The sequence below is a fragment of the Selenobaculum gibii genome (assembly GCF_030273445.1).
Lineage (GTDB): Bacteria > Bacillota > Negativicutes > ICN-92133 > ICN-92133 > Selenobaculum > Selenobaculum gibii.
The window spans coordinates 643,699-661,926 of sequence record NZ_CP120678.1; the positions used below are offsets into that span (position 1 = coordinate 643,699).

Sequence of the window (18,228 nt, forward strand, 5' to 3'; positions counted from 1 at the left end):
AATGAAGATGAAAAAGTTATGGTCAACGATATTTAACACTTTGGTGTTATTTGTGATGACAGTTTCAGTTACATTTGCTGCCGACGGTGAGGCTGTGATTGATACAGGAGACACCGCGTGGGTATTGATTAGTGCAGCATTGGTATTCATCATGACTCCAGGTCTTGGTTTTTTCTATGGTGGTATGGTAAGAAATAAGAATGTATTGAGTACAATTATGCAAAGCTTTTTTATTGTTGGACTTATATCAGTTGAATGGGTTTTAATTGGCTATACATTAACTTTTGGCGATGATATTTCTGGATTTATTGGTGATTTATCTAAAATTGGTTTAAGTGGGATTGATGTTCATACAGTGATGGGAACAATCCCTGAGTTTGCTTTTGTTGCATTTCAATGTATGTTTGCAGTAATTACGCCAGCATTAATTACTGGTGCATTTGCAGAAAGAATGAAATTCTCCGCTTTTGTGACATTTATTTTGCTATGGGCTATACTTATTTATAACCCAATGGCACATTGGGTATGGGGCGGCGGTTGGCTTGCCGAATTAGGTGCGCTAGACTTCGCAGGTGGGTTAGTAATTCACATTCTTTCCGGTGTATCTGGCTTAGTTATTTGTTTAATGATTGGTAAAAGACGTGGCTATGGTAAGAGTCCAATTCTTCCGCACAATATTCCAATGGTTGTTTTAGGCGCGACTTTACTTTGGTTTGGTTGGTTTGGGTTTAATGTAGGTAGTGCTTTAGGCGCGAATGGTCTTGCTGCAAATGCATTTATTGTTACGCAAGCGGCAGCAGCAGCAGCGACAGTATCTTGGGTTTTTGCAGAGTGGATGCATAATGGAAAGCCTACTGTATTTGGTGCAGCCAGCGGATGTGTTGCGGGTCTTGTAGCGATTACTCCGGCAGCAGGTTTTGTAACTCCGATGCCAGCGATTTTAATTGGCCTTATCGGTGGTGTGATTTGTTACTTCTCTGTAGCAGTAGTAAAAGCAAAATTTGGTTATGATGATTCTTTGGATGCATTCGGGGTTCATGGTATTGGTGGTACTTGGGGTGCAATTGCAACTGGTCTTTGGGCAACAACTAGTGTAAATGAATCTGGCGCAGATGGATTATTCTACGGTAATCAAGATTTATTGTTTATTCAAATTCTTTCTGTTGTTGCTGCATGGGTGTTAGCAATTGTTGGGACAGTACTTTTAATTAAAATTATTGGTGCATTTATGAAAATTAGAGTGGATGAAAGTGATGAAATCGCTGGCGTGGATATTAGCGAGCATGGCGAACGTGCTTATGGTCAAAGTTTCGTTGCAGGTAATCCGTTGTTTGGAAATAAAGAATAGTTACTTTTAAGAGTCAATAGATTAAATTAAAAGGAGGAGTTTTTATGAGGAAGATTACGAAAATCGATATAATAACGAGACCTGGAAAATTAGAAGAGTTAAAAGAAGCTCTAAATGCAATCGGTGTTGCTGGTATGACGGTAAGTCAGGTATATGGCTGTGGATTGCAAAAAGGTCATAAGGAAATTTATCGTGGTACGGAATATACAATTAATCTTGTACCAAAGGTAAAGATAGAAACGGTAGTTTGTGAGATCCCAGTAGAAAAAGTATTAGAAGTTGCTAAACGTGTTTTAAATACAGGTCATATTGGCGATGGAAAAATATTTGTATACGATGTCGAAAATGCTGTAAGAATTCGTACTGGTGAAGAAGGCGATTTAGCAATTATAGACCAAAAATAATATTTAAATAAAAGAAAGCATTAAAGCTGATGATAAAGCTTTAATGCTTTTCTTTTGTTTAGATTTTTCATCTAAATCGAGCTTTTTCGGCAGGATTTTTTAGAAAAAAGTTTAACTTTTATAAATAGGAAATTAGTCATAGGAAGTTTATTGAATTGAAACTATATAAAAAATAAAGCATTTGTTAAAAATTTAATAAGAAATAATGGATAAAGTCATTTATGGCTGACTTAGCCCATCGAAAATGTTGACTATTCTATCTATGATTTTAATAAAAGATATCTAACTGGAAAGTCTAAGATTTGAAATGGACTGGTTGTAATTTTAATGAATGCAGAGTATTTTTTAGAAAAGTATGTTTAGTTTATTAAAAGTTAACATTAGAAAAGCAGGTGATAAAGTTGCGTAAGATTCGTTTATTAGTGGTAGATGACTCTCGGATTAGTCATGCAATGATAGAAGGTGTATTGGCGAGAACTAATTTTGAAATATGCGGCTCTGCTAAAAACTGTGCAGAAGCGGTAGAACTGTATAAGGAACTAAAACCTGATGCGGTAACTATGGATATGAATCTACCTGATGCAGATGGGTTAGAGTGTAGCAGGCGGATATTGGAGATTAATCCCAAAGCAAAAATTATAATGATTAGCGCAATGCGGGATGCGAAACTTATGATGCGAGGAAGAACAGTAGGAATTTCATCTTTTTTACAAAAACCGTTAAATGCAACTGAACTTATTGATACGTTAAAAATTGCGTGTGGATTTACTGATGGTGATATGAGTATTTTACAAGAAACTTACGTGAAGCCTTTTGTAAAAGTATTGCAACAAAATCTATTCAGTCTCGCTGGGGTACATAGCAAAGTTTCTGTAGAACAAGACACGTCTTCAAGAATTTTAGCAGATGGAATTGCTATTATTATTGGAATTACCGGGAAACCGATAGGTAGAATGATTTTACATTCTGATTTTGATACGATGTATAACTTTGCGCAGATGGTGTTGGGGGAAGTTGAAAATGTAACGGAAGAGGAGGCAAACGATAGCATGGAAGAACTTGCAAATATTATTGCTGGTAGAAGTGTCTCAATTATCAATGATATTTGCAAAGACAAAGAAATCCGCATCACACCGCCAGGAACGATTTGTGGAAACAATTTAGGTATAGTTAATCCAAAACTAACATCATTTAATGTTGAGGCTGTAACGAGATTAGGTGTATTTAAAATGAATATTGGCTTTGCTGGAGGAGAGTAATTGTGGATGTTAAATTAATAAACCCATTCATCGATGCTGTTACTACAGTCATGCCACAAATGGGATTCCAAGACATCGCAAAGGGAAAGGTTTCTGTCAGAGAAAAATCTGCGATGAGTTTGGGCGTTACTGTTTTAGTTGGTGTGACACAGGCAGTTCGAGGGAATGTAGCATATAATATGACAGACGATACAGCGAAATTCATCGCTTCAACAATGATGTGTGGTATGCCGGTAGAAAATTTTGATGATATGGCACAAAGTGCTATTTCAGAAATGGCAAATATGCTCACTGCAACAGCGGCAACAAATTTGACGACAATGGGATATGCTGTAGATATATCTACGCCAACATTGACAGTTGGTGATGGTTTTAATGTAAAAATCAGCAATTCCCAATATCTTGTCATTGAATTATTAATTAGTTCTAAACCATTTGAAATTAATATTGCGTTAGAATAAAGAAAAACACCTTGGAATCCAAGGTGTTTTTTTATAAATGTGTATATTAGCGGATATGTTTTTTTACAAAATTTTCGATGCGGTTTAATGCTTCTGAAATTTTACTTACTGATGTAGCATAAGAGCAACGAACAAATCCTTCACCACTTTCTCCAAATGCGTTTCCAGGTACTAAAGCAACGCGCTCACTGCGAAGCAGTTGTTCTGCGAATTCTTCAGAAGAAAGACCGGTGTTTTTGATGCAAGGGAAAATATAGAATGCGCCTTTCGGTTCAAAACACTCTAAGCCCATATTACGCATTCCATCAAGAATTAGGTGGCGGCGGCGATCATATTCAGCTACCATCTTTTTCATATTGGATTCGCCATGGCGAAGTGCTTCTACTGCGGCAATTTGTGCGGTAATTGGTGCGCAGAGCATTGTATATTGGTGAATTTTGGTCATTGCAGATATAAATTCTGGATTTGCTAATGCATACCCAATGCGCCAGCCAGTCATGGCATAAGATTTTGAAAAACCATTCAATAAGATGGTACGGTCTTGCATATTAGGAAGTGCTGAAAAGCATGTATGAACTGCATCACCATAGACTAAGTTTGAATAGATTTCATCGGAAATAACGATAAGATCGTGTGCTTCAGCAAATTTAGCTATTTCGAGCAATCCTTCTTTCGTCATAACTGCGCCAGTTGGATTATTGGGATATCCGATAAGTAAAACCTTTGTTTTGGGTGTAAGATGTTTTTCTAAATCTTCAACTGTTATACGAAATTCATTTTCAATACTTGTTGGCACGCCAATAGGATTTCCTCCAGCAAGTGTCACACAAGCTTTATAAGAAACGTAGCAAGGCTCGGGAATCAGAACTTCATCTCCAGGTGAAACTACAGTACGGAGTGCTAGATCAAGAGCTTCACTTACGCCAACGGTAATCAGAACTTCTTTTTTGGGATCATAAGAGACCTGATGATCTCTTAATAATAAACGGACAATTTCCTCACGAAGCTCTAATAATCCACGGTTTGCGGTATATGCGGTATATCCTTGTTCTAAACCGTAAACACAGCTCTCGCGAATGTGCCAAGGTGTAATAAAATCAGGTTCTCCTACACCTAAAGAGATAACGTCTTCCATTTCAGCGGCAATATCAAAAAAACGACGAATTCCAGAGGGAGCAATTGCATTTACCGAAGGGGAAATACGTTTTGACCAACTCATGGTGACACCACCAATCTACGATCTTTTTCTTGGTCGTTGATAATAACGCCATCTTTTTTGTACGCTTTTAACATAAAGTTGCTATGTGTACTGATAACACCATCAATTGTTGCAAGGCGAGTAGATACGAAATTGGAGACATCTTTTAAAGTTTTACCTTCAATCATAACAAGTAAGTCAAAACCACCAGACATAAGATATACTGAACGAACTTCGGCAAATCGATAAATACGTTCAGCGATTGCGTCAAATCCAACTTCGCGCTGTGGCGTCACTTTTACTTCAATCGTTGCTGTTACACTGTCTATGCCAAATTTCTCCCAGTTGATTAAAGTATTGTACTTTAAGATAACTTTATCTTTTTCTAACTGTTTGATTTGTTCGCTTACTTCATATACAGATCTATTTAACATGGCAGCTAGTTCTTCAACCGGTCGTTTCGCATCATGCTCTAAAAGTTCAAGTAATTGTTTCATAGTATCACTCCTATTTTTTAATATAAAAAAAGCCCCCATCCTAAAAAGGACGAGAACTACTCCCGCGGTACCACCTTGATTAGCTAAAAGCTCACCTTCACCTCGTTAACGCCGAGCTACGGTACATCCTACTAAAATTTTTTATTTGTTCGGATAACAGCTCATGGGCAGCTTTCCAAATTCATACTCCTACCGATTTACAGCACCATCGGCTCTCTGAAAAGATTTATGAAATGTACTCTTCCAATCATTGCTTATCATTTTATATTTGTATAAAATAATAACATAAGCCAAAAGAGGAATGCAATAGAATTTTTATAATAAATTTTAAGGAGTTGTTTTTATGATCGTAGGTCATATTCGTAATTTAGAAAATGAGAAGTATCGTTTTCCAGCAAGTATTAAAAAAGCTTTACATTTTTTAAAAGAACAGAATCTTTCAAAATTAAACGATGGAAAATATGAAATTGATGGTGAAAAAATTTTTGCTATGGTTTCTAGTTATATGAGTAAAGAACGCAGTGAGTGTAGGGCTGAAACACATCGAAAATATATTGATGTGCAGTTTATTGTAGAGGGAGAGGAGCTGATGGGGTATTGTGCATTGAATCCTGTGCTGGAAATTGAAGAAGACTGCGCTGAGGAACGCGATGCTATCTTCTATAAGGCTCTCATTCCAGAAAGTGATATTATCTTAAGTCAGGGAATGTACGCAGTAATTTATCCTCATGATGTGCATCGTCCTTGTTGTTTTCTTGATCAACCACAGAGGGTAAAAAAGGTTGTTATTAAAGTTAGTATTGACACTTTGGAAAAATAATATATAATACAATTGCCTTTATAAAGCAGACTTGATTTAGTGGAGTATTTACTCTATACGAATCCTAGTCGCTGAATAAAAAAAGGTTTTTGGTGGTTTATGTAGAATTGTAAATGAGCTATTGGCAGATTGGAAATACTAATTGAAAAGTAAGGTGATTAAATGGATATTAGGGAAATAAATAAATTGAAATTATATGGGTTTAATAATTTAACGAAAAGTTTGAGCTTTAATATGTATGACATTTGTTATGCAAAAACAGCTGAGCATAAAAAAGAATATATTGAGTATATTGACGAAGAATATAATGCTGAAAGACTCACTAATATCCTCACTGAGGTTGCGCATATCATTGGTGCTAACATTTTAAATATTGCGAAACAAGATTATGAACCGCAAGGTGCCAGCGTAACGATGTTGATTTCTGAAGAGCCAGTAGAACCAGTATCAGAAGCAGTAGTTTGTCATTTAGATAAAAGTCATATTACTGTTCACACGTATCCGGAAAGTCACCCTGATCAAGGAATTTCGACGTTTCGTGCCGATATTGACGTATCGACCTGTGGAAAAATTTCACCGCTTAAAGCATTAAACTATCTTTTAAAGTCTTTTTGCTCTGATATTGCGATTGTTGATTATCGGGTGAGAGGTTTTACACGTGATGTAAATGGTAAGAAATTCTTCATTGACCATAAAATTAACTCAATCCAAAATTATATTGATCAAGAAATTAGAAACAAGTATCAGATGATTGATGTTAATGTATATCAAGAGCATATTTTCCATACGAAAATGCTTTTACGTGAATTTGATCTTGATAATTATTTATTTGGGACACCAAAGAATGAATTGACCATTGGTGAAAAGAAAAAAATTAAACAACGCTTGAAAAAGGAAATGGCAGAAATTTTCTATGGGCGTAATATTCCAAAAGTAAGAGGAACTTTATCCGAGGGCTCATAACATTTGTTGTAGTCCTTAATTTCTTACCTGTTTTTATAGGCAAGCTATGTTTATAAGCAGATAAGTTTCATAAGGTTCCTCTTACTTGCTGGAATTGATTTATTGGAGAGAATTTGCAATAATAAGTATTTAAGTTTGTAATTTTAGAGGGAGGTCTGACATTGGGAGTAAAAAGAATTTATGTAGAAAAACGTCAAGGTTTTGATATACCGGCACAAGCTTTATTTGCTGACTTAGTAGAAAGTTTCAGTTTAGATAAATTAAAGCGAGTTCGTATGATTAATCGTTATGATATCGAAGGCATCAGTGATGAAGAATACGCAAAGGCTCGCAATATTGTTTTTTCTGAACCTCCAGTTGATTTAGTATATGATGAAGAATTGCCACAAATGAATAATACTCGAATATTTGCTGTAGAATATTTACCAGGTCAATATGATCAGACGGCAGACTCTGCAGCGCAATGTGTACAATTACTAACACAAAAAGAACGCCCTGTAATTTCTACGGCTAGAGTAATTGCGCTTGTAGGTGATATTACGGATGAAGAGTTTGTGAAAATTAAGAGCTATTGCATTAATGCAATTGAAAGTCGTGAAGCATCACTTGAAAAACCACAAACTTTGAATTTGCAAGTGGAAATTCCTGCTGATGTTAAAATATTAACTGGTTTTGTTAAGAAAAATGATGCACAGTTAAAAGCTTTTATGGAAGAGCAAGGTTTTGCGATGAGTTTTGAAGATTTGAAATTCTGTCAAAGCTATTTCCGTGATACGGAAAAGCGTGATCCTAGCATTACTGAAATTAAAGTGATTGATACTTATTGGTCCGACCATTGCCGTCATACAACTTTTATGACAAAAGTGGAAGCGGTTGAGTTCGAAGATGGGTATTTTTCTGAACCAATTAAAGAAGCTTATCGTTTATACTTAAAAGATCGCGAATTTGTTTATGGTGATACAGATCGCGATATTACGTTGATGGACATTGCCGTAATTGGGATGAAACAATTACGTAAATTAGGAAAAATTCAAGATTTAGATATTTCAGAAGAAATTAATGCATGTAGTATTGTGGTCAATGCGGATATAGATGGGAAAAATGAAGATTGGCTGGTTATGTTTAAAAATGAAACACATAATCATCCGACGGAAATTGAACCATTTGGTGGTGCGGCGACTTGCTTAGGTGGTGCAATTCGCGATCCACTTTCTGGCCGTTCTTATGTTTATCAAGCAATGCGTGTTACAGGTTGTGCCGATCCGCGTACGACTGTTGCCGATACGATGGCAGGAAAATTGCCACAAAAGAAAATTACATTAGGTGCAGCGACTGGGTATAGTTCTTATGGTAACCAAATTGGCTTGGCGACTGGACAAGTTGCTGAAGTATATCATGAAAACTTTGTTGCAAAACGTCTTGAAGTTGGTGCAGTTATTGCTGCAGCGCCAAAATGTAACGTTGTACGTGAAGTACCAGCCGTTGGTGATGTTGTTGTTTTAGTTGGTGGAAAAACTGGACGTGATGGTTGTGGCGGTGCAACTGGTTCATCAAAAGAGCATACGGAAGAATCATTAACAAGTTGTGGTGCTGAAGTACAAAAAGGAAATGCGCCAACGGAAAGAAAAATTCAACGGTTATTTAGAAACCCAGAAGTTAGCCGAATGATTAAGCGTTGTAATGATTTTGGTGCAGGCGGAGTTGCCGTTGCAATTGGTGAGTTAACAGACGGACTTGTCATTAACCTTGATGCTGTGCCGAAAAAATATGAGGGGCTCGATGGTACTGAACTTGCGATTTCCGAGTCCCAAGAGCGTATGGCTGTCGTAATAAAAAAAGCAGATGTAGAAAGATTTGTTCGTTACGCAGATGAAGAAAATTTAGAGGCAACGCTTGTTGCTGAAGTGACCGATAATGAACGTTTAACGATGAATTGGCGTGGAAAACCTATTGTAAGTTTAAGTCGTGATTTCTTAAATACAAATGGTGTAAAACAAGTGGTTGATGTAAAAGTAGCTGCACCGGTAGAAAAGGAAAACTACTTACGTAAGATACCAGTTGCAGTAGAAGATCAGATGGATGATTTAGAGAAAGCATGGCTTGCCAACTTATCGCAACTAAACGTATGCGGTCAAAAAGGATTAGTGGAACGATTTGATGCAACAATAGGTGCAAATACTGTACTGATGCCATTTGGGGGTAAATATCAAAAAACTCCTGCGGAAGGTATGGTTGCGAAACTTCCAGTTTTGGGTGGCGAAACGAATACGGCTACAGCAATGACGTTTGGTTTTGATCCATATTTATTAGAATGGAGTCCGTTCCATGGTGCAATGTATGCTGTTGTTGAGTCAGTTGCAAAAATTGTTGCTTTAGGTGGACATTATGATAGCATTCGTTTAACTTTCCAGGAATATTTTGAACGTCTTGGCAAAGAAAGTATTCGTTGGGGAAAACCATTTAGTGCGTTGTTAGGTGCGTTAAAAGCGCAACATGAATTTGCTATTCCGGCAATTGGTGGTAAAGACAGCATGTCCGGAACATTTAAAGATATTAATGTCCCTCCATCCTTGATTTCTTTTGCTGTCGATGTAGTAGAAGCAGATAAAGTTATTTCTCCAGAATTTAAAAAGGGAAATAGTAGAGTCGTTGTTGTTCCAGCAAAACGTGATGAGTATGATTTACCAGACTTTACGCAGCTGAAGAAAAACTTTACAAAAATCAGTCAATTAATCGCAGACGGTAAAGTATTTGCGGCGCATAGTGTACGTGTGGGTGGTATAGCTGCTGCAATCAGTAAGATGTCATTAGGTAATGAAATTGGTTTTGCTTTCAGTCGTCAGCTAGAAGCAAAAGATTTATTTATGAGTGATTATGGCTCTATTATTTTAGAAATTGCAGATTATGTAGATATTGAAGTAGATTTAGCTGGAACTAATGCTTATCTATTAGGGACGACAACAGAAAAAGCGGATATTCGTTTAAGTGGTACAATGGTATCTTTAGCAAAAGTAGAAAAAGCTTATATGGGTACGTTAGAGAAAATATTCCCAACCCAAACGAAAACAAGTGCGAAAAAAGTTCACTTTACTCCACATACTGCGGGAGGGAAAATTGCATCTCGTACAACTGTTGCTAAACCGCGTATTTTTATTCCTGTATTTCCGGGAACGAATTGTGAATATGATTCAGCGAAGGCTTTTGAAAGAGTTGGCGGCATTGCCGATACGTTAGTGATTCGTAATTTAACTGCAAGTGCAGTTGAAGAATCTGTAGAAGCGATTGTAAAAGGAATTAATGAAGCGCAAATTGTAATGCTTCCAGGTGGATTTAGCGCAGGAGATGAGCCAGACGGTTCTGGTAAATTTATTGCTGCAATGTTTAGAAATCCTCGTATAAAAGAGGCGATAACTTCATTATTAAAGCAACGTGATGGCTTGATGCTTGGTATTTGTAATGGTTTCCAAGCACTTATTAAATTAGGACTTGTGCCATATGGTGAGATTACAGATTTAACAATAGAAAGTCCAACGTTAACACATAATAATATTGGACGCCATGTATCTTGCATGGTACAAACGAAGGTCGTATCTAATTTATCTCCTTGGTTCAATAATGTCCAAGTAGGCGATATTCATACAATTGCAGTCTCACATGGCGAAGGTCGTTTTGCTGCGGATGCGGAAGTTGTTGCTAAACTTCGTGTGAAAGGGCAAATTGCAACGCAATATGTTGATTATGCAGGTGCTCCAAGTATGAATATTCCATTTAATCCGAATGGTTCAATAGAGGCAATTGAAGGGATTACAAGCCCTGATGGACGTGTATTAGGTAAAATGGGGCATTCGGAGCGTATCGGTACATCAGTTTGTATGAACGTTCCAGGAACGAAAGATCAGCAGTTATTTGCAGCCGGCGTTCGTTACTACAAATAAAAAATGTATTTTTGAATAGTTTTAAGATGTATTTCACATCTTAAAACTATTCTTTTTTTCTTAATCAATTACTAATCCGATTGATTTAATAAGAATTAGTTGTATAAAAAGTCTTAGATTGTTATAATAAGAAACGAGGAGTGATTATTATTAAATTTAAATTATTAGAACAAACAGATAAAGCGATTTTTGATTCGTTTTTTCACGATAGATATTATGAAAATTCACATTGTAATTTTACGAATTTATTTATGTGGCGCAATCCTTATCAAATTGCATGGGCAGTAAAAGATGAAGTTCTTTATTTAAAAGGAAGTTGGCAAGGTAAAGAATTTGCAATGCAACCTTTTGGCCCTAAAGAAAAAATGCCCAAAGCAATTGGTTTTTGGCTGAACTATTTTAAAGAGAAAAATACGGATTTTATTATGTCGGGGCTGGAAAAAAGTATGGTAGAAGAAATGGACAAGCATTATCCGAAACGATTTCATATTAGTGAAGATAGAGATAACTTTGATTATGTTTATGAGACAGCAGCTTTAATTTCTTTGTCAGGACGAAAATATCATAGTAAAAAGAATCACCTAAATAGTTTTAAGAAAACTTATCCTGAGGCCATTTATCAACCGATTACAAGTGAAATTAGTTTGCGATGTAAGCTGAGTATCAATACGTGGTATAAACAACATGGAACTTTTGATGATCCGATATTAACAGAAGAAAGAAAAGCCATTATTGAGGTTTTGAATAATTTTGAGTACTTGAATCTAAAAGGTGGTGCAATTTTTATTGGTGAAAGAGTTGTGGCATTTACTTTCGGCGAGCAATTAAATGAAAATACTGCAGTTATCCATGTAGAAAAAGCTGATCCAGAAATTCGTGGCGCATATACAGCGATTAACCAAGCTTTTTGTCAGCGGGAATGGGCTCATTTACAATATGTAAATAGAGAAGAGGATATGGGAATCGAAGGACTTAGAAAAGCAAAACTAAGTTATAAGCCGGTAAAAATGGTTGAAAAATTTGTTGCAGTTTTAAAAGATGATTTAAATCCAATTGATCCAAATCTGTCTATTTAAAAATAAATCTTGGAAAGTGTATTATTTTTTTTTTAAAGCATATACTAGGAGTGAGAAAGCAAGCGATTACTTTCTCATGTGGAGGCACCGTCAGTTTAGCAATAAACTGGCGGTGCTACGGTTTTTTTATAGAGGAAAAAGGAAGTTTATTGTTTAATAAACTTTTTTAGTTTGTAAATATAACCAATGAAAGAACTTAAATTGTGGCTTGAAAAATTTTTATTTAAAGATTATAATGTAGACTTTGTATGGATAATTATTTTCAATTTACATACTTTTGTTGTTGGCAATGGTGATGCATTACGCTATAATATTCTATAGTATTATAGAGGAGATTTTGATGAATAAGGTAGTAGTTACAGTTATTGGAATACAAAAAGATGCTATGGGGGAAGAAAATCGTATAGAATTCGTTACTACAGGTACACATTACTTTAAGAACGGAATTCATTATGTACTTTATGAAGATAGTGAAGTAAGTGGAATGGAAGGGACTTCGAATCTGTTAAAAATTTCCGATCATCATGTTACTTTAGTAAGAAAAGGTGCTGTATCACAAGAACAGCATTTTGAATTGGCAAAAAAGAGTTCAAGTGTTTATCGTACTCCCTATGGTAAACTTACCTTAACGGTATTGACAAATAAATTAGATATTTGTTATGGTTCAATTTCTGGAAATATCGATATTGTTTATGAGTTATCGATTGATGGACATTGGCAGAGTGAAAACCAACTTCAAATCAGTGTCTGTGCAGATGCTGAAACTTATAGTCATATGAATTGAGTTTTACAGGAGGACGTTATATTTTGGATATTAAAGAAATTCTAATTGATGCAATTTGTCGCGCCGCACAGCAATCTATTGTTGATGGGGCGTTTCATGCTGAGAAATTACCTCAGATTATCTTAGAAGTACCACCGCAAAAAGAATTTGGTGATTATGCCACAAACTTTGCATTACAAGCAGCGCGTGCAGCGAAAACGAATCCGAGAACAATTGCCGAAGCGATTGTTCAGCGTTTAAGTGAAAGCTGGTTAGAAAAAGCGGAAATTGCTGGACCAGGCTTTATTAATTTTTATCTAAAATCGGATATAATCTATGACCGTTTAGCGGCTATTATTGAAAAAGGTGAAACCTATGGTGATTTAGCAGCGAGAAATGATGGAAAAATTCAGGTTGAATATGTAAGTGCAAATCCGACGGGGCCATTACATGTTGGACATGGACGCGGGGCAGCCATGGGGAGTGCTTTAGTAAACTTACTTAGAGCTGCTGGTTATCATGTAGCAAGTGAGTACTATATTAATGATGCTGGAAATCAAATTGATAATTTAGCAGCATCAGTGAATGCAAGATATTTAGAATTGCTAGGTCAAACGGTTGATTTCCCGGAAAATGGATATCATGGTCATGACATTATTGATACTGCAAAACGCATTATCGATGGACATCAAGACGAATACTTAGCAATGAGTGCTGAAGAACGGTTAACAATTTTTAAAGAGTTAGCATTAAAAGAAAAATTAGCGGCGCTGAAGGAAGATTTAGCAGCATTCAATGTACATTTTGATCAGTGGTTTAGTGAACGCAGTTTACATCAAGCAGATGCAATTCATGAAACTTGTGAGTTTCTTAAAGGAAACGGGAATATTTATGAAAAAGATGGTGCATTATGGCTGAAATCAACAGCTTATGGTGATGATAAAGATCGTGTAGTTATTCGTGATAATGGCGTACCTACGTATTTAGCAGCGGATATTGCTTATCATCGTGATAAGTTAGAACGTGGTTTTGATACATTAATTAATATTTGGGGCGCAGATCATCATGGCTATATTTGTCGGGTTAGAGCTGCCATTGAAGCTATGGGGTATAAAGGGGATGCGCTTGAGGTTCTAATTTTGCAGATGGTTAGCTTGTATCGTGATGGTGCGTTAGTAAAAATGTCAAAACGCACTGGACAAAGTGTAACTTTAGCAGAATTAATCGAGGAAGTTGGAACAGATGCAGCAAGATTCTTCTTTATTATGCGTTCTATTGATAGCCAATTAGATTTTGATTTAGATTTAGCTAAGTCTAAATCTAATGAAAATCCAGTTTATTATATTCAATACGCATATGCCCGCATTTGTAGTATATTTAGACAAGCCGAAGAAAATGGATTAGCATTTACTAGTCAAGCAAAATTAAATCTGCTTACCACTGAATCTGAAATTGATTTAATTAAAAAGATGGCAGATTATGAAGAAGAAATTGCTTTTGCCGCAAAAGATCGTGCGCCCCATCGCATTGCAAGATATGTGCATGAATTAGCAGGGGATTTTCATAGTTTTTATAATCAATGCCGTATTATGGGTGTTGAAAAAGATTTGGCTGAGGCTAGACTTAGTTTAGTGAAAGCTGTACAAAATACGATTCGTCATGCATTAAATATTTTAGGCGTTAGTGCACCGGAAAAAATGTAGAAAATTAATTTGTGAAATGTTCGTTTAAATATGAGGGGAGTTTTTTGTTTTGGATATGACAAAAATGGCAGAAGTAGATATTGCTTATCAAATTTTAAGTGCAGCAGGGCAGCCAATTTATTTTAAAGATTTAATTATGGAAATCATTGATAAAAAACAAAAACCAGTGCAATCATTATCTCTAGCTATTTCTGAGGTATACACACTAATTAATATGGATAGCAGATTTCATCATGTAGGAAAAGGAATGTGGGGTTTAGCTGAGCTTACACCACAAGAGGTGAAACGTTCTAGTAGCTCCAGTTCGAGTACAAAATCGAATACAAAACGCAGAGAAAAACTTCTTGAAGAGATTCAAGATTTAGATCCAGTTTCCAAAAAGCGTGATGAAGAGTAACGCTTGACAGCAGATATAAATACAGGATACAATTGTTGGCGTATTTTTAGGTCAATATAAAAATGAATATAGATTCATTTAAGATTTTTATAGAATAATGCAAGGGCAAAAATAGGAGGATTTTTCGCATGGCAAAGTATGTTTTTGTTACCGGAGGGGTTGTTTCCTCATTAGGTAAAGGCATCACAGCGGCTTCATTAGGACGGTTATTAAAGACTCGCGGGATAAAAGTGACGATTCAGAAGTTTGATCCATATATCAATATTGACCCGGGGACGATGAGCCCGTACCAACATGGGGAAGTTTTTGTTACTGAAGATGGAGCAGAAACAGATTTAGATCTAGGACACTATGAGCGTTTTATTGATATTAATCTAAGTAAAGGGTCTAACGTTACTGCCGGTAAAATTTATTGGTCTGTATTAAATAAAGAGCGTAAAGGAGAATACTTAGGCAGTACAGTTCAAGTGATTCCGCATATAACAAATGAAATTAAACAACGAATTTATAGTGTTGCTGATGAAAGTGATGCAGAAGTTGTTATTACGGAAATTGGCGGTACAGTTGGTGATATCGAAAGCTTACCGTTTATGGAAGCAATTCGCCAAGTCAAAAAAGAAGTTGGAAGAAATGATGTACTTTATATTCACGTAACTTTAGTTCCTTACATTTCTGCGGCAGGTGAGTTAAAAACTAAACCTACACAGCATAGTGTAAAAGAATTGAGAAGTATTGGAATCCAACCTGACATTTTAGTGTGTCGCACGGAAAAAGAAATTTCACCGGAAATGAAAGAAAAATTGGCTTTATTCTGTGATGTTGATGCAGATGCGGTCATTCAAAATAGAACAGCTTCTACAATTTATCAAGTGCCTTTGATGATGCAGGAAGAAGGATTAGATAAAATTGTTTTAGAAAAATTAAAAATGGATTATGGCCCCGCTGATATGACTGAGTGGGCAAAAATGGTAGATAAAATAAATCATCCGTCTCGTGATGTAACAATTGCTATGGTTGGGAAATATGTTGAATTGCAAGATGCATATATCAGTGTTTCCGAATCACTGCACCATGCAGGGATTGCAAATGATGCAGATATAAAAATAAAATGGGTGAATGCAGAAGAAATTGAAACTAATGGGATAAACTATGATGAAGTATTTGCTGGCTGTCAAGGTATCCTTGTTCCTGGTGGTTTTGGTGATCGTGGTGTTGAAGGCAAGATTCTCGCAATTCAATATGCACGTGAAAATAAAATTCCATTTTTGGGTCTGTGCTTAGGCATGCAATGTGCGGTAATTGAATATGCGCGCAATGTTTGCAATATGCAAGGTGCAAATAGTACGGAAATGGATGCTGATACGAAATATCCAGTGATTGATTTAATGTCAGATCAAGTGGATATTGAAGATAAAGGTGGAACGATGCGCTTAGGTTCTTATCCATGTAAAGTTAGAAAAGATACAAAAACATATGAAGCTTATGGTAGTGAATTAATTCATGAACGTCATCGCCATCGTTTAGAGTTCAATAATAAATATCGTGAAGAGTTAGAAAGCGCAGGCTTGACGATTGCTGGTACCTTACCAGATGATAGTTTGGTAGAAATTATTGAAGTGAAAGATCATCCATGGTTTGTTGCTTCGCAATTTCATCCTGAACTAAAATCCCGTCCGAATAATCCTCATCCATTATTTAGAGAGTTTGTTGGAGCGGCATTAAAATTTAAATAATGGTCTTAATTAAAATTTTAAGATTAAAGGTCATGATAACATTGCATGGTATCTATGGGCACAATAACAGAAACTGTTGGTTATCCAACAGTTTTCTTTTTAAGGAGAATAGATGATGAATAAGAAAAAAACTATGTTAATTATTGCTTTAGTTATTCTTTTTTCCGTTGTTTTGTTAAACTTAAGTGGTAAAAAATCTGAAGATAATACAAATGGTGATTCAAGAGGAAGTAAAGAACAAATTGCTGTCATTTATGTTGATGGTGTCATTAAGAGTGAACGAAATACAGCCAACGTATTTTCAGAGGACGGTGGTAGTGAAGGGTTAATCAAACAGCTCCATAAAGCTAGTGATGATCCTTCGATTAAAGCAATTATTCTTAGAATTAATAGCCCTGGTGGTGCGGTTACGGCTACACAAGAAGTAGGAGATGAAATTAAGAAAATTAGAGCAAAAGGAAAATTGGTTGTTACTTCTATGGGTGATATTGCTGCCTCAGGTGGTTATTGGTTAGCCGCTTGTACAGATAAAATTTATGCAAATTCGACAACGCTTACAGGCAGTATAGGCGTTTATATTTCCTATTCTAATTGGGAAGAACTTTATCAAAAAATTGGTATTAAGTCAGATAAAATTAAAAGTGGTGAGCATAAGGATATCTTAGCAAATGATCGTCCAATGACACCTGAGGAGCGACAGTTAATTCAAAATATTGTAGACGAAAATTATAATGAATTTGTGAGGGTTGTTGCTGAAGGGCGTAAGCTGGATATAGAGAAAGTAAAATCCTTGGCCGATGGCAGAATTTATAGTGGAAAACAGGCAAAAGAACTTGGGTTAGTGGATGAGTTAGGTAATCTTTATGATGTAATAGATAAAACGGCAAAAGAAGTCGGCATTCAAGGAAAAGTTAAAATTAAAGAATATGGAAATAATAATCCTTTCTCTGCACTTTTAGAAAGCAATAGCAAGGCAAATTTATTGGAACTTTTTCTTTCTCAGACAAAAGCAGAAAATGAAGTAAAATCAATTGTGCCGATGGCTATACCGGCAAGAGGATAGGTGAGTAACATGGGAGAATTTTTAGAAACAATTTATGATGTGATATTTAAACCTAAAGAGGCTTTTCAAAAATTTGCACAAACGCCGCAAATTTTGCAAGCTTGTCTAGTCGTATTTATTACGACGACTTTATCGTTTATTGCAATCTCTGCTGGCAGTGGCGGGGTATCGCATCGAGGTGGACTGATTGCTTTACAGCTTATCGGAAATTTTACTACTCTATTTATTATGGTTGCAATTTGGCATTTAATTGCTGAATTAATGGCAGGTACAGGTCAGGTAAAGTCATTACTAACTGTTGTAGGTTTTTCCTATTTTCCTCAATTATTAATTACGCCAATTTATTTAATTGCAAGTTTTTTATCTGCTGATATTGCAGCTACATTAATTTTAGTAGCTACTTTTGTTGTTGTTATATGGATTTTCTATTTGAACTTTACAGGGATAAAAATCGTATATCAAGTGACTGGTGCTAAAGCTTTTTTGGTGATGATTTTGCCAATGCTTGTTGTGGCTGTGATTCTATTTTTATCATTCATCTTACTTGGGACGATGTTTATGTCAATTTTTAATGGCACTATCCCTGTACCACCGACGTTATGATGAGA

16 protein-coding genes and 1 other annotated feature are annotated in these 18,228 nt (G+C 35.9%); of the genes, 14 read left to right on the plus strand and 2 right to left on the minus strand.

The features are described from left to right. Positions 1-7: 7 nt before the first annotated feature. The 4 genes from P3F81_RS03005 (at position 8) to P3F81_RS03020 (ending at position 3,472) form a co-directional block, all read left to right on the plus strand. The gene (locus P3F81_RS03005) at positions 8-1,348 is read left to right on the plus strand and encodes an ammonium transporter (RefSeq protein ID WP_147667625.1); all 1,341 of its coding nucleotides are present in this window, start codon (positions 8-10) and stop codon (positions 1,346-1,348) included. Positions 1,349-1,392: 44 nt separating this feature from the next. After that, a complete protein-coding gene (locus tag P3F81_RS03010) occupies positions 1,393-1,752 on the plus strand; it encodes a P-II family nitrogen regulator (protein ID WP_147667626.1) in 360 nt (119 codons plus the stop codon). Positions 1,753-2,144: 392 nt separating this feature from the next. Further along, positions 2,145-3,011 carry a response regulator gene (locus P3F81_RS03015; protein WP_309320611.1) on the plus strand — a complete coding sequence of 289 codons (867 nt, stop codon included), beginning with the start codon at positions 2,145-2,147 and terminating at the stop codon, positions 3,009-3,011. Between the two features lie 2 nt (positions 3,012-3,013). Continuing rightward, complete coding sequence (locus P3F81_RS03020) at positions 3,014-3,472, plus strand: chemotaxis protein CheX (RefSeq protein WP_147667627.1); 459 nt, start codon at positions 3,014-3,016, stop codon at positions 3,470-3,472. Positions 3,473-3,518: 46 nt separating this feature from the next. Here P3F81_RS03020 and P3F81_RS03025 read toward each other — a convergent pair whose 3' ends face one another. Both P3F81_RS03025 and P3F81_RS03030 read right to left on the minus strand, forming a co-directional pair. Beyond that, complete coding sequence (locus tag P3F81_RS03025) at positions 3,519-4,691, minus strand: aminotransferase class I/II-fold pyridoxal phosphate-dependent enzyme (RefSeq protein WP_147667628.1); 1,173 nt, start codon at positions 4,689-4,691, stop codon at positions 3,519-3,521. Next, positions 4,688-5,167 carry an Lrp/AsnC family transcriptional regulator gene (locus tag P3F81_RS03030; RefSeq protein ID WP_147668182.1) on the minus strand — a complete coding sequence of 160 codons (480 nt, stop codon included), beginning with the start codon at positions 5,165-5,167 and terminating at the stop codon, positions 4,688-4,690. Before P3F81_RS03030 ends, P3F81_RS03025 begins: the two co-directional genes overlap by 4 nt. A gap of 42 nt (positions 5,168-5,209) precedes the next feature. Further along, positions 5,210-5,427: a binding site (T-box leader), on the minus strand. 83 nt (positions 5,428-5,510) lie between these two features. On the opposite strand from P3F81_RS03030, the gene P3F81_RS03035 reads away from it, so the two are divergent. The 10 genes from P3F81_RS03035 to P3F81_RS03080 all read left to right on the plus strand — a co-directional run bounded on the left by P3F81_RS03035 (position 5,511) and on the right by P3F81_RS03080 (position 18,223). After that, positions 5,511-5,987: a NanQ anomerase/TabA/YiaL family protein gene (locus P3F81_RS03035; protein ID WP_147667629.1), complete on the plus strand. Its 477-nt coding sequence runs from the start codon at positions 5,511-5,513 to the stop codon at positions 5,985-5,987. 162 nt (positions 5,988-6,149) lie between these two features. Next, entirely contained in the window at positions 6,150-6,950 is an 801-nt protein-coding gene (gene speD, locus P3F81_RS03040; protein ID WP_147667630.1) for an adenosylmethionine decarboxylase, read from the plus strand. A 161-nt stretch (positions 6,951-7,111) separates the two neighbouring features. Further along, entirely contained in the window at positions 7,112-10,885 is a 3,774-nt protein-coding gene (locus P3F81_RS03045; RefSeq protein WP_147667631.1) for a phosphoribosylformylglycinamidine synthase, read from the plus strand. 140 nt (positions 10,886-11,025) lie between these two features. Next, a complete protein-coding gene (locus P3F81_RS03050) occupies positions 11,026-11,961 on the plus strand; it encodes a DUF2156 domain-containing protein (protein WP_147667632.1) in 936 nt (311 codons plus the stop codon). Positions 11,962-12,301: 340 nt separating this feature from the next. Then, positions 12,302-12,745: a YwiB family protein gene (locus tag P3F81_RS03055; RefSeq protein WP_147667633.1), complete on the plus strand. Its 444-nt coding sequence runs from the start codon at positions 12,302-12,304 to the stop codon at positions 12,743-12,745. Between the two features lie 23 nt (positions 12,746-12,768). After that, a complete protein-coding gene (gene argS / locus P3F81_RS03060; protein ID WP_147667634.1) occupies positions 12,769-14,427 on the plus strand; it encodes an arginine--tRNA ligase in 1,659 nt (552 codons plus the stop codon). A 55-nt stretch (positions 14,428-14,482) separates the two neighbouring features. After that, positions 14,483-14,824, plus strand: coding sequence for a DNA-directed RNA polymerase subunit delta (gene rpoE / locus P3F81_RS03065; protein WP_147668184.1), 342 nt, complete (start codon positions 14,483-14,485; stop codon positions 14,822-14,824). A 128-nt stretch (positions 14,825-14,952) separates the two neighbouring features. Beyond that, positions 14,953-16,557, plus strand: a complete 1,605-nt coding sequence (pyrG, locus tag P3F81_RS03070; protein WP_147667635.1) for a CTP synthase — start codon at positions 14,953-14,955, stop codon at positions 16,555-16,557. Between the two features lie 115 nt (positions 16,558-16,672). Beyond that, entirely contained in the window at positions 16,673-17,620 is a 948-nt protein-coding gene (gene sppA, locus P3F81_RS03075; protein ID WP_147667636.1) for a signal peptide peptidase SppA, read from the plus strand. Positions 17,621-17,629: 9 nt separating this feature from the next. Then, complete coding sequence (locus P3F81_RS03080) at positions 17,630-18,223, plus strand: Yip1 family protein (RefSeq protein WP_309320612.1); 594 nt, start codon at positions 17,630-17,632, stop codon at positions 18,221-18,223. Positions 18,224-18,228 lie beyond the last annotated feature (5 nt).

What these genes read in the sequence shown, in the direction of transcription:
- P3F81_RS03010 (WP_147667626.1), top strand. Translation starts at nt 1,393, where the DNA reads ATGAGGAAGATTACGAAAATCGATATAATAACGAGACCTGGAAAATTA.
- P3F81_RS03035 (WP_147667629.1), top strand. Translation starts at nt 5,511, where the DNA reads ATGATCGTAGGTCATATTCGTAATTTAGAAAATGAGAAGTATCGTTTT.
- rpoE (WP_147668184.1), top strand. Translation starts at nt 14,483, where the DNA reads ATGACAAAAATGGCAGAAGTAGATATTGCTTATCAAATTTTAAGTGCA.
- sppA (WP_147667636.1), top strand. Translation starts at nt 16,673, where the DNA reads ATGAATAAGAAAAAAACTATGTTAATTATTGCTTTAGTTATTCTTTTT.
- P3F81_RS03005 (WP_147667625.1), top strand. Translation starts at nt 8, where the DNA reads ATGAAAAAGTTATGGTCAACGATATTTAACACTTTGGTGTTATTTGTG.
- P3F81_RS03030 (WP_147668182.1), bottom strand. Translation starts at nt 5,167, where the DNA reads ATGAAACAATTACTTGAACTTTTAGAGCATGATGCGAAACGACCGGTT.
- P3F81_RS03025 (WP_147667628.1), bottom strand. Translation starts at nt 4,691, where the DNA reads ATGAGTTGGTCAAAACGTATTTCCCCTTCGGTAAATGCAATTGCTCCC.
- P3F81_RS03080 (WP_309320612.1), top strand. Translation starts at nt 17,630, where the DNA reads ATGGGAGAATTTTTAGAAACAATTTATGATGTGATATTTAAACCTAAA.
- speD (WP_147667630.1), top strand. Translation starts at nt 6,150, where the DNA reads ATGGATATTAGGGAAATAAATAAATTGAAATTATATGGGTTTAATAAT.
- pyrG (WP_147667635.1), top strand. Translation starts at nt 14,953, where the DNA reads ATGGCAAAGTATGTTTTTGTTACCGGAGGGGTTGTTTCCTCATTAGGT.
- P3F81_RS03055 (WP_147667633.1), top strand. Translation starts at nt 12,302, where the DNA reads ATGAATAAGGTAGTAGTTACAGTTATTGGAATACAAAAAGATGCTATG.